Genomic DNA, 11973 nt, shown 5'->3' with positions numbered 1-11973 from the left:
ACAGGCGGCTCACAAGCGGCTCATGCGGCAACCGCCGGGCGACGGAACGTTCTGAACAGCAAGCCCGCGACAATCACCGCCCCCAGCGCATACACGCCGTCCACTGCGGCGAGCGGCACGAGTTGCGCCTGGAACAGCGCAGCCGGCACGTCGACCAGCGCATGCAACACAATCGCGAGCGGCAGGATGCCGCGCCAGCCCGCCCGCACGCCACGCCACATCAATACCGACAAGCCGATCTGGAACACCAGTGCGGCCACCCGTTCGAGCGCGAAAATGCCGGCCGTCTGCGGCGTCAGGCTTGCGAGGATCAAGTGGATGCGCATTACCGAGTCGGTCGGCAGATTGCTCAGGTAGCCGTCCAGTTCGCCGCGGTTCTCGAAGACGGCAAACAGGATCCATTGAATCTGCACCAGCACGCCGACCAGCCAGGCCTCAGCGCCGCCGTGACCGAGGCCATAGGTGAGCGCCGTGCCGTCACCCGTGCTCGCAGCGGACGCGGACTTCGCTGCCGCGCGCTTGAGCAGCAGGCGCATTCCGATGAAACGCCCCACTTCCTCGCAGATACCCGCGGCCAACGCGCCGTACACCACGAAGGCCAGCGGATTGGCCAGGAGGGTGGCGGTCGCTTCGTTCCGGTGCAGCACGTAGTCATTCAGCGCGCGCTCGATCACCATCGCGAACAGCGCGAACACGGCGATGCCGGTAATGGCGTCGCGGGGGTTGAGCGCGAGCGGCCGGCGCAGACGGCGGTAAATCAGGAACGGTAAAGCGGCGACCAGCAGCGTCGCGACGGCGAGGCTCGAGAGGGTAAGCGGTGCAACAACCATGAGTTTCCTTGCGATGACCGGCGCGCACCCGCTGCGCGCCGCAGCCCGAATGATCGCAGATCAGCGCGAAGTTGACGCACGGATGATCAATTCGCCTGGCAGGAGGCAGTCGCGCGCGGTGGTTTGCACCCCTTCGATGCGCTCATGGAGGAACTCGACCGCACGGTAGCCGATCTCGTAGGTCGGCTGGCGGATCGTAGTGACGCCGGTCAATTCGGCCCATTCGGGATCGTCGATCGACAGCAGCGCGACGCGCGCCTGCCAATCCACGCCATAGCGCGCTTTCAGATGGAGGGCGAGGCACAGCGCGACCGGCGCGTTGGCCGCGAACAAGGCGATGCGGCTGGGTTTGCCGATGGCGCGAACTGCGGCTGTAACGGTGGCGTTATCTGTGGCGTTATCTGTGGCGTTATCCGTGGCGTTATCCGTGGCGCTGCGTGCGGCGTTATCTGCCGCGCTGGACACGGCCCCGCCCGAACCGCCAACCGCATCAATTGCGCGATCCAGTTCAGCGAGGGCACGTTCGACCGCCGCCGGCTCCGCGAGGTTCAGCACCAGCGTATGCCCCCGCGCGCCACCCTTGTCGCCGTTTCCCTTGCCGCCCGTCCTGCTGCCTTCGCCCTTACCGCCAGGCCCGCCCTCACGTCCCTTACCGCCCTCGCCGCTCATCACCTCGCGAAACGCCGCCTCGCGCAGTTGCCGCGAGCTGATTTGCTCGAAGGGCTGCACGACAAACCAGATATCGTCGAAACCGTTGTCGAGCAGATGCCGCGTGCCAAGCTCAGCGGCCGCCCGGTTGTCCAGCCCAACCATGTCGGCGACCAGCCCTTCCACCGAACGGTCGACCAGCACCGCCGGAATCCCCCCGCCGCCCACCGGCCGCAGTGTTTCCTCGCGCACGCCGAGCGCGTTGACGATCACGCCTTCCACGCGATACGTGGTGAGCAGTTGCAGATAGCGCCGCTCCATTTCGACTTCGTTGGCCGCGTGGCAGATCAGCGGCATCAACCCGAGCGCGTGGCAAGCGGCTTCCACGCCTTGCAGCACTTCGACGGAATATGGGTTCGTCAGGTCGGCGAGCAGCATGCCGATCAGGCGATTGCGGCCACGCTTGAGGCCGCGCGCCATCTGGTTCGGCTGATAGTCGAGACGCTCGATGGCCGCCTCGATGCGCGCGCGCAATTCCGGCGACAGCACGCTCATCTCGCCATTCAGGTAGCGCGAGATGCTGGTCTTGCCCGTGCCGGCTTCGCGCGCGACGTCGGTGATCGTCGCGCGGCGTGCGGCGGCAGGCGGCGTCGTGCTCATTTCTTCAACACTTCGCGATTGACGATGTTGATCGCGAGCGTACCCTCGAGCGCGGCTACAAGGTTCTCCGCCGCATTGCGCGCCATCGCATGGCGCGTCTCGTGCGTCGCCGAACCGATATGCGGCAGCGCGACCACATTCGCCATTTTCAGCAGCGGCGAATCGGCCGGCAGCGGTTCGGTCTCGAACACGTCCAGACCCGCGCCGTGAATCGTGCCGTTTTGCAGTGCTTCGATCAGCGCCTGTTCATCGACCGTGGCGCCGCGCGATGCGTTGATCAGGATCGCGCTCTGCTTCATCGACTTGAGTTCGGCCGCGCCGATCATGTGCTTCGTCTCGGGCGTGAGCGGCACCTGCAGACAGACGAAGTCGGAGATGGCCAGCAGCTCCGCCAATTCGACGCGGCGCGCACCGTAAACCTGTTCTGCCTGCGCGTTCGCACTGCGGTTCGTATACAGCACCTTCATGTTGAAGCCCAGCGCCGCGCGCCGCGCGACCGCGCCGCCGATCCGTCCCAGTCCGACGATGCCAAGCGTCTTGCCCTGCACGTCGACCCCAAAATGCGCGGGTCCGATGCTGTGCTTCCACTCGCCCGCCTTCACCCACTCCGCGAGTTCGACCACTCGCCGCGCCGAAGTGAGGATTAGCGAGAACACCGTATCCGCCGTGGATTCGGTCAGCACGTCCGGCGTGTGCGCGAGCACGATGCCGCGGCGCGTGAGATCGGCGACATCGAACTGGTCGAAGCCCACCGAGATGGTCGACAGCGCCTTCAGCCGGCTCGCGCCTTCGAGCATCGCTGGCGTGATTTTCACGCTCGAACCGATACCGCCGTCCGCGTCTTTCAGCGCGGCAACAAACGCGTCGTGCTGCGCGGGGTCGACCTGCACGACTTCTGCACGCTGTTGCAGATACGCGAGCACGTCCTCGGGCAATGACTTCCAGGCGACGATCTTCTTCATCAACTTATTTTCCTTGCAACGGTGTAGCGAGCTTGGCGCCCTTGCTCAGCGGCTCTGCTTGTGGCTGCGGCTTGACGATCAGCGTCAGAATCACCGCGGCGACGAGGGCCACGCTCATGAACGCATAGGATGCCGCGGGCGAACCGGTCGCGCCATTCAGATAGCCGACCACGTACGAGCCGACGAACGATCCGAGCGCCCCCATGCTGTTGATCAGCGCCATCGCGCCGCCCGCAACGTTCTTCGGCAGCAGTTCCGGCACGATCGCGAAGAACGGCCCATACGGCGCATACATCGCACCGCCGGCGATCACCAGCAGCGCATACGAAATCCAGAAGTGCGTGGAGCCGATCGCGTACGACGCGGCGAACGCGATCGCGCCGACCAGCAGGAACGGCCACACGAACACTTTGCGGCGGTTGAGTTTATCCGATGCCCACGAAGCCGCCAGCATGGCGATCGTTGCGGCCAGATACGGCAGCGCCGAGAGCCAGCCGGTTTCGACCATGCCGAGCGTCGAACCATTCTTCAGGATCGACGGCAGCCACAGCACGAAACCATACACGCCGATGCTCCAGCAAAAATACTGCGCGCACAACTTGATGACCGCAGGCGTGCGGAACGCTTCGCTGTAGTTGCGCACCGGCTTGATCGCGGCCTGTTCGGCGCGCAAGGTTTCGGCGAGCTGGTCCTTTTGCTGCTGGGTGAGCCACGAGACCTGCTGCGGCTTGTCCTGCACGATGAACCACCAGCACACGGCCCAGAGAATCGCGGGCGCGCCTTCGGCGATGAACATGTGACGCCAGCCGAACGAATGCACCAGATAGCCGGATACCACCGACATCCACAGCACCGTCACGGGATTGCCGAGAATCAGGAAGGTGTTGGCCCGCGAGCGCTCGCTCTTCGTGAACCAGTTGCTGATAAAAATCAGCATCGCCGGCATCACCGCGGCTTCGACGACGCCGAGCACGAAGCGGATCACCATCAGCGAGGGAATATTGCTGACCATGCCGGTCAGCGCCGCGCAACCGCCCCACAGGATCAGGCTCCAGAACACGAGCTTTTTCACGCTGCGGCGTTCCGCGTAAATCGCGCCAGGAATCTGGAAGAAGAAATAGCCGAGAAAGAACAATGCGCCGATCAACGACGACAGCCCCTTGCTGATGCCGAGATCCTGATTGATGCCGGCAGCCGATGCGAAACCGAAGTTCGCACGGTCGAGATAAGCGAGGCTGTACGTGATGAATACGATCGGCATGATCGTCCACCAGCGGCGAATGGCAAGCGATGAGGTCATGTGAGTCTCCTTTGTCGACCAGAGTTAGCGCTTTAGCTGTCGACCAGAGTTAGCGCTTTAACGCTTACTCTGGTCCCATGCAAAGCTCTTACTCTGGTCCCATGCAGTTGCGGTCGACCAGAGTTGGTGCAAAGTACTTACTCTGGTCTCATGCAAGATAGTTGCTAACGGCTTCCCGAAGCAAAGATGGGCGGTCATGGGGCGCTGTTCGAGCGCTCTTGCTGTTATCGAACTAGCTAATGCTGAATGGCTGAATGCTTTGAATGCTTTGAATGCTTTGAATGCGTTGAATGCGGCCCCCTGAGCGTGGTTCGCCCGCGCTCAAGCCGCGGTTGCATCGTGCGGCACATCGGCGAGCTCGAGCGCGTCGAGTTCGGCGCGGCTCGGCAGGCCTTCCGAATCGCCGATTACCTGGATCGCCAGTGCGCCGATGCGGTTGCCGCGCGCAACCGCTTGCGGCAGTGTCCTGCCTTCGAGCAGCGCGCTGACCACGCCGACGGCGAAGCCATCGCCCGCGCCGACCGTGTCCACCACCTTCACGACCGGCCGGCCGGCGATCACGGCGGCATCGTCGGCGGTGCGGAAGTACGCGCCTTCTGCGCCGAGTTTGATAATCACGCCGCGCGCGCCGTGGTCGAGATAAAACTTTGCAATGTCGTCCGGCTGCGTATAACCAGTCAGAATCTCGCCTTCGCCGATGCCGGGCAGCACCCAGTCGGCCAGTGCGGCGAGCGCATTCAGCCCTTCGACCATCGCGGCGCGCGAGGGCCACAGCGTCGGGCGCAGATTCGGGTCGAACGAAATGGTCTTGCCGGCGGCACGCATTTCACGCGCCAGATGGAACGCGAGTTCGCGCGAGCTGGCTGAGATCGCCGGGGCCACGCCTGTCAGATGCAAGTGACGCGCGGGCAGCACGTAATCGGCCGCGTAGTCGGCCAACGACAGGTGGCTCGCCGCCGACCCTTTGCGGAAATACTCGATAGCCGGATCGCTGCCGTCGTCATTCTTCGACTTCAACTGGAAACCGGTCGGGTAGCGCTCGTCGGTGGTAACGCAGCGCTGGTCGATGCCTTCTTTCGCCAGCGTGTCGCGCACGTACTGGCCGAACGAATCGTTGCCGACCCGGCTCATCCAACCCACCTTGAAACCTAATCGCGACAGACCGATCGCCACGTTCAGATCGGCACCCGCGACGCGCTTGGTGAATTGCCCGACACCGGCGAGCGCGCCGGTGTCGGCGGCCACGAACATGGCCATCGCTTCGCCGTAGGTGATGACGTCGAGTGCTGCGGTTGTGTTGCTCATGCTTCGCTCCTGCGTACTTTTTTAAGGCCTACGCGCCGTTTACGCGGCGGCCAGCCAAGCGACGTAATGCGCCGCGTCCGCGTCGATCCGGCTCGCATCGAACGGAAATTCGATGCCGCGCGGCACGTGGCGCGGCAGCTTGTCGAGCACCGCGGCGAACTGCGTGTCGTCGGCGGCCGGCGCGGCGGGAAAGCGTCGTGCGCCCTCGCCCACCGCCGTCTTGCAATGGATGTATTCGACGTGTGCAGCCAACGGCCCAGCGGCATCGAGCGGCGCGACATCGCACCATGCCCAGTTGCCGATGTCGAAAGTCATGCCGAGAACGTCGGCGTGGCCTTCGCGCTTCAACGCATCGAACAGGCCAGTGAATTGCGCAAGCGAGCCGCCTTCGGCCAATTGGCCGTTTTCGACGACGAGCCGCACGTTCGCGCCGCGCAGATGGTCGGCAATCGCCGCGCCATCGGCCTCGGAAGCGAATCCGCCGAGTTGCAGCTTCACGAAGCGCGCGCCGAACGCCGTCGCTTCGTCGAGCGCGAGACGCAGCGCATCGGCGTCGACGTGTCCGTCGGACGTATACAGCGAAGCGGGGGTCGAATACACCGACCACAAGCCCAGTTCTGCGATCGATTTGCCAAGCGCGCTCAAAGCCTGCGGCGCCGCATCGGCTTCGTCCACGAACAGTTCGCGGCGCACTTCGAACGCCGCCGCACCGGCCCGTTTGCTCGCGCCGGCCCACTTCAGATGGCCGCCCTTGCGGACCGCGTCCATCCCGAAAGCACTTGCGACGATCACCACGTCCACTGCGTCAGTCATGTGGAATTTACTCAAATCTGTCTCAGGATCGGCATTTGGAACCGGTTCCAAACACGTTTCGAAAAAAAGCGCCGAGGCGCTTGCGATGCCCGAATAGTGCGCCGAGCGCGGCGTCATGCACCATAGTGGAAATCCCCAGGAAACCTCGATCAGGTTCCATCCACAAGGCACAGCGCGAGGAACTGCTCAACCACCCGCGACGGCGCACTCGCGTGAGGCACCAGAATCGACAGCCGCCGCGTCAGCGCCTCAGGGCCAAGCGAGCACCGGCACAGCGCGCCGTCCTCATGCCGCATCGACATCGCCGAGACGAAACCGATGCCCATGCCCGCCCGCACCGCCTCCTTGACGCCTTCGACCCCGGCAATCTCCAGCGCCACGCGCATCGGCACGCCCGCCCGGGCAAAGGCCCGCTCGACGATCTGCCGCACGCCCGACCCGGCTTCGCGCAACACCAGTGGATGCGGGCCGAAGGCTGTCAGCTCCACGCGCTCGCCGTTGATGCCCTGCCCGTTCTCCCTGCCCGCACCGACCGCCTGCGCCAGCGGATGCGTGCGCGGCATGATCGCGACGATCTCGTCCTCGCGCCACGCATGCACCGCGGTGTCCGGCGGCAGATCCGCGCCGACCGGGCCTTCGATCATCGCGATATCCACCGAGCCTAGCGCGCCGACGATTTCCGTGGTGTTGCCATCGGCGGTATGCAGTGTCACCTCGGGATAGCGGCGATGAAAGTCGGCAATCAGGTACGGCAGCAGATAGCTCGCCGGCGTGGTGCTTGCGCCGATGCGCAAGGTGCCCTGCTCGAGGCCGCGCAACGCGTCGCGATACGCATGCGCCTGCCGCCACGTATCGCGAAGCCGGGTGGCATAGCTGGCGAGCTGCTCGCCGGCGGGCGTGAGCCGCACGCCGCGCCCGTCGCGCAGGTACAGCGGCTCGCCGAACTCGTCCTGCAACTGCCGCAATTGTCCGGACACGGCCGGCTGCGATAAATGCAGCGCCACAGCCGCCCGGCTGATGTTGCGATGTTCGGCAACGGCGGCAAACGTTATAAGTTGGTCCGGGGTCATGGCGCTCAAAGTATCCGTACAACCGATACTTTACATTCTAAATCACGATTTTTCATATCGATATATCTAATTTAGGATTCGGGCTATCGAATTCAGACAGCTATAGGAAGGCACTACGCCATGTCCACCGCTCATCTCACCGCTTCTGCCGCACCCGCCGGGTCTTCATCCACCCGCGGCCAGCTCAACGGCATTCTCTTCGTTGCACTGTTTGCCGCTGCCGTGACCCGCATCGCGGCGATCCCGGCCATCGCCGGCCTGGGTTTGAGCCCGCTGATCGTCGGCATCTTGGCGGGCGCCATTTACGGCAACGCGCTGCGCGACGGCATGCCCGAAAGCTGGGCAGCCGGCGTCAACTTCTCGGCGCGCAAGCTTTTGCGCATCGCCGTGGCATTTTTCGGGTTGCGCGTCAGCCTGCAGGAAATCGCTCAGGTCGGCTTGCCCGGTCTCGCCGAATCGGTGCTGATTGTCGTCAGCACGCTGGTGATCGGCACGTGGGCCGGGATGAAGATCATGAAGCTCGATCGCGACACGGCGCTCCTCACTGCCGCAGGCAGCGCGATCTGCGGTGCGGCTGCCGTGCTCGCATTCGAGTCGACGCTGCAATCGAAGCCGCACAAGAGCGCCATGGCAGTGGGCAGCGTGGTGCTGTTCGGCACGCTCTCGATGTTCCTCTACCCGGTGCTGTTCAAGGCGGGCTGGCTGCATCTCGACACGGTTGGCGCGGGCCTGTTCTTCGGCGGCACGATTCATGAAGTGGCGCAGGTGGTCGGCGCGGCCAGCAACGTGAGCCCGGAAGCGACCCACATCGCGACCATCGTCAAGATGACCCGCGTGATGCTGCTGGTGCCGGTGCTGCTGGTCGTCGGCATCTGGGTGAACCGCTCGGCACGCAGCGCTGCCGCTACGTCTGAAGACGGCAAGCAACACGCTCCGCGCAAGCTGGCGATTCCCTGGTTCGCGCTCGGCTTCCTTGCCTTCGTCGTGATCAACTCGCTGCACGTCCTGCCGGAAAGCGCGACCAGCACGCTGAACATGCTCGACACCTTCGCGCTCACCATGGCCATGACCGCGCTCGGTATCGAAACCCGCATTGCGCAGATCCGTCAGGCCGGCCCCCGCGCATTGACCACCGGCTTCATCCTGTATGTGTGGTTGATCGCCGGCGGACTGGGTATCACGTGGACCGTCCAGCATCTGTTCGGCTAAACCGCCCTCGCCTCCTGACCAACCCCGCCGCGTGCGGGGTTTTGTGCGTTCAGGAGAACCATCCGGTACGCACGCGCGGCATACTGGCTGCTGACGTTGTCCGTTCAGGCAACCCCGTTCACGCCAACCCGTTCATGGAACCAGAATGAGGACCGATCGATGAGCCTGGAACTTTACTATTGGGACGGCCTGCAAGGCCGCGGCGAATTCGTGCGGCTGGCCCTGGAAGAAGCCGGCGCGGACTACGTGGAAGTAGCGCGCGGCGAGCCGGCGGACGGCTTGGGTACGAAGGCGATGATGGCGGTGATGAAGAGCAGGGACGAGCCCTATCCACCGTTCGCGCCGCCGTTTCTGAAGGACGGCGATCTGGTGATCGCGCAGACCGCCAACATCCTGTTCTATCTCGGCCCGAAGCTCAATCTCGCGCCATCGGTTGAAAATCTGCGCTACGTCGCCAACGCGCTGCAACTGACGATCGCCGATATGGTGACCGAAGCGCACGACACGCATCACCCGCTCGCCAGTGCGCTGTATTACGAAGACCAGAAAGACGCCGCCAAAGTGCGCGCGCACGAGTTCATCGACAACCGGATTCCGAAGTTCATGAAGTACTTCGAGCGCGTGCTGAAACAGAATCCGACCGGCGACACCTTCATGGTGGGCGACGCGCTCACTTACGTCGACTTGTCGATGTTCCAGCTGATCGACGGTCTGCTGTATGCGTTTCCGCGCGCGCTCAAGCGCTTCGGCGAACACTATCCGCGGCTCGCGGCGTTGCACGACGCGGTGATGGAGCGGCCGAACATCGCCGCTTATCTTCAGTCCGACCGGCGTATCGCGCATAACGAGGCCTGCATCTTCCGGCACTATCCGGAACTCGATAAGGCGGCGACTTGAGCCACGCCGCCCGCCTTCGCGAACCCTGCGCGTCGCGCCCGCTTCCGCCAGCGGGCGCGATGCTGTTACCGTACGCGCATTCCATCCACCCATCACGCCCTCTCCTGCCGACGTGCTTTCATTCCTGCTGAAGCTGCGCACCCGCGCCCAAACGCTGTTCCGTCTGTCCGACGCCCATACGATGCTGGTCTGGTCGGTGGTGGTCGGCGTCGCGGGCGCGTTCGCGACGATTGCCTTTCGCGAAGGCATTGCGTTGTTGCAACTGGCGGTTGTCGGCAAATCCGGCAGTTTCGTCGAAATGGCGCGCGGCTTGCCGTGGACGGTGCGTGTGTGGCTGCCCGCCGCGGGCGGCCTGATCGCCGGCTTCTTTCTGCTGATCGCGCAGCGTCACGTCGACAAGTGCAATCACATCGACTACATGGAAGCCGTCGCCATCGGCGACGGCGTGGTGCCCGTCAAGCTGAGCTTCTGGCGCAGCGTGTCGTCGCTATTCACGATTTCGAGCGGCGGCTCGATCGGCCGCGAAGGGCCGATGGTGCAACTGGCGGCGCTGGCCGCGTCGCTGATCGGCCGCTGGGTGCATTTCGACCCGCCGCGTCTGCGCCTGCTCGTAGCCTGCGGCGCGGCAGCCGGGATTACCTCTGCATACAGTGCGCCGATTGCGGGCGCGTTTTTCGTCACGGAAATCGTGCTCGGCTCGATCGTGATGGAAAGCTTTGGCCCCGTGGTGGTCTCGGCGGTGGTCGCCAACATCACGATGCGCGAGTTCACCCGCTACAAACCGCCGTACGAAATGCCCGTGTTTCCGCCGGTGGCAGGTGCCGAAGTCCTGTTGTTCGTTGGGCTTGGGTTGCTGTGCGGTGCGGCCGCGCCACAGTTTCTGCGGCTGATGGACTTCTCGAAAGCGAACTTTCGCAAGCTGCCCGTGCCGCTACCTATCCGGCTGGCGCTGGGCGGTCTGATCGTGGGCATTCTTTCCGTGTGGACGCCCGAGGTGTGGGGCAACGGCTACAGCGTGGTCAATTCCATTTTGCATTCGCCGTGGACGTGGACCGCGCTCGTCCTCGTGCTGGTGTTCAAGATCGTCGCGACGTCGGCGACGGTGGGGTCAGGCGCGATCGGCGGGGTGTTCACGCCGACGCTCTTCGTCGGGGCGGGGGTGGGCTCGCTGTTCGGCCTCGGCATGCACGCGTTGTGGCCGCACGGCACCTCGGCGCCGTTCGCTTATGCGATGGTCGGCATGGGCGCGTTTCTGGCCGGTGCCACCCAGGCGCCGCTAATGGCGATCCTGATGATCTTCGAAATGACGCTCAGCTATCAGGTGGTGCTGCCGCTGATGCTGTCGTGCGTGGTCGCCTATTTCGTATCGCGCGCAATCGGCAAGACGTCGATGTACGAAATCACGCTGCGCCGCAATCAGGAGGAACAGGAGCGCACCCGTCTGCGCGCGACGCAGATGCGCGAGCTGATCCGTCCCGCCGAAACCGTCGTGCCGCCGAACGCAACCGTGCAGGACATGACGCGCGTGTTCCTCGAATATCCGGTGAAGTATCTGTACGTCGCCAACGAGTCCGGCGCGTTTCTCGGTGTGGTCGCGCTCAAGGACATCACCTCCGATCTGCTCGACAAGCGCGACACCGCCGCGAAAACCGCCGCGGATTATCTGCAGCCGCATTTCGATGTGCTCACGCCGGACATGCCGCTTGGCGTTGCGTTGCAGCACTTCATGGCGTTTCAGGGCGAGCGCCTGCCGGTAGTCGAAAGCGCGGCGGATCCGAAGCTTGCGGGCGTCGTCTACAAGACGTCGCTGCTCGATGCGTATTTCCGCATGAATCCGACGCGCTAGGCTGGGCTTCGGGTATTCGGGTATTCGGGTATTCGGGTATTCGGGTATTCGGGTATTCGGGTATTCGGGTATTCGGTCAAGTGTTCTGGGTGAACGATTTTGAAGTTGGCGCATTTTTAGTAGGAATCCAACTCCAACACTGCCCGATGAAATGCACCCATCAAACTGAGCGAAGCAGAGAGGCATGCCATTGGCATCACTTCGTCACCTGGGCGAATCAAACCATCGACAACGAAGTTTGAAACATGCTCAGCGCATACGTACGAAATTTCAAACCAAATTCATCTGAACATTGAAGCTGGGATTTAGTAGAGTATGCAAAGGGTATTGGTGTCGTCTGCCAATACCCTTCCCAGCCCTCCCTCCTGGCAGGGGAGGAACGATCCTGAGTGCTTTGTTATAAGGATTGCGTATGCGAAGAATTCTAGTGGCA

Annotated in this window: 10 protein-coding genes; 3 read left to right on the top strand and 7 right to left on the bottom strand. The window is 63.6% G+C overall.

Annotation, left to right across the window (positions count from 1 at the left end; genetic code table 11):
- Positions 1-20: 20 nt before the first annotated feature.
- From AYM40_RS08995 to AYM40_RS08965, 7 genes are all read right to left on the bottom strand, one after another.
- On the bottom strand, positions 21-830 hold the full coding sequence (locus tag AYM40_RS08995; protein ID WP_063495916.1) for a YhfC family intramembrane metalloprotease: 810 nt from the start codon (positions 828-830) through the stop codon (positions 21-23).
- Positions 831-890: 60 nt separating this feature from the next.
- Positions 891-2138, bottom strand: coding sequence for a LacI family DNA-binding transcriptional regulator (locus tag AYM40_RS08990; protein WP_063495915.1), 1248 nt, complete (start codon positions 2136-2138; stop codon positions 891-893).
- Positions 2135-3100: a 2-hydroxyacid dehydrogenase gene (locus tag AYM40_RS08985; RefSeq protein ID WP_063497925.1), complete on the bottom strand. Its 966-nt coding sequence runs from the start codon at positions 3098-3100 to the stop codon at positions 2135-2137. The genes AYM40_RS08990 and AYM40_RS08985 overlap by 4 nt, the downstream gene beginning before the upstream one ends.
- A gap of 4 nt (positions 3101-3104) precedes the next feature.
- Positions 3105-4400: an MFS transporter gene (locus AYM40_RS08980; RefSeq protein ID WP_063495914.1), complete on the bottom strand. Its 1296-nt coding sequence runs from the start codon at positions 4398-4400 to the stop codon at positions 3105-3107.
- 321 nt (positions 4401-4721) lie between these two features.
- Entirely contained in the window at positions 4722-5705 is a 984-nt protein-coding gene (locus AYM40_RS08975; RefSeq protein ID WP_063495913.1) for a sugar kinase, read from the bottom strand.
- A 39-nt stretch (positions 5706-5744) separates the two neighbouring features.
- Positions 5745-6518, bottom strand: a complete 774-nt coding sequence (locus AYM40_RS08970; RefSeq protein WP_063497924.1) for a sugar phosphate isomerase/epimerase family protein — start codon at positions 6516-6518, stop codon at positions 5745-5747.
- Positions 6519-6667: 149 nt separating this feature from the next.
- The gene (locus tag AYM40_RS08965; RefSeq protein WP_063495912.1) at positions 6668-7588 is read right to left on the bottom strand and encodes a LysR family transcriptional regulator; all 921 of its coding nucleotides are present in this window, start codon (positions 7586-7588) and stop codon (positions 6668-6670) included.
- Between the two features lie 120 nt (positions 7589-7708).
- On the opposite strand from AYM40_RS08965, the gene AYM40_RS08960 reads away from it, so the two are divergent.
- From AYM40_RS08960 to AYM40_RS08950, 3 genes are all read left to right on the top strand, one after another.
- Positions 7709-8797: a YeiH family protein gene (locus tag AYM40_RS08960; RefSeq protein WP_063495911.1), complete on the top strand. Its 1089-nt coding sequence runs from the start codon at positions 7709-7711 to the stop codon at positions 8795-8797.
- 159 nt (positions 8798-8956) lie between these two features.
- Positions 8957-9694, top strand: coding sequence for a glutathione S-transferase family protein (locus AYM40_RS08955; protein WP_063495910.1), 738 nt, complete (start codon positions 8957-8959; stop codon positions 9692-9694).
- Between the two features lie 112 nt (positions 9695-9806).
- Positions 9807-11540, top strand: coding sequence for a ClcB-like voltage-gated chloride channel protein (locus AYM40_RS08950; protein ID WP_063495909.1), 1734 nt, complete (start codon positions 9807-9809; stop codon positions 11538-11540).
- The last annotated feature ends 433 nt before the right edge of the window (positions 11541-11973 follow it).

Origin of the sequence: Paraburkholderia phytofirmans OLGA172 (assembly GCF_001634365.1) — a bacterium.
Classification (GTDB): Bacteria; Pseudomonadota; Gammaproteobacteria; order Burkholderiales; family Burkholderiaceae; genus Paraburkholderia.
This window is presented reverse-complemented; position numbering and strand designations above follow the sequence as displayed.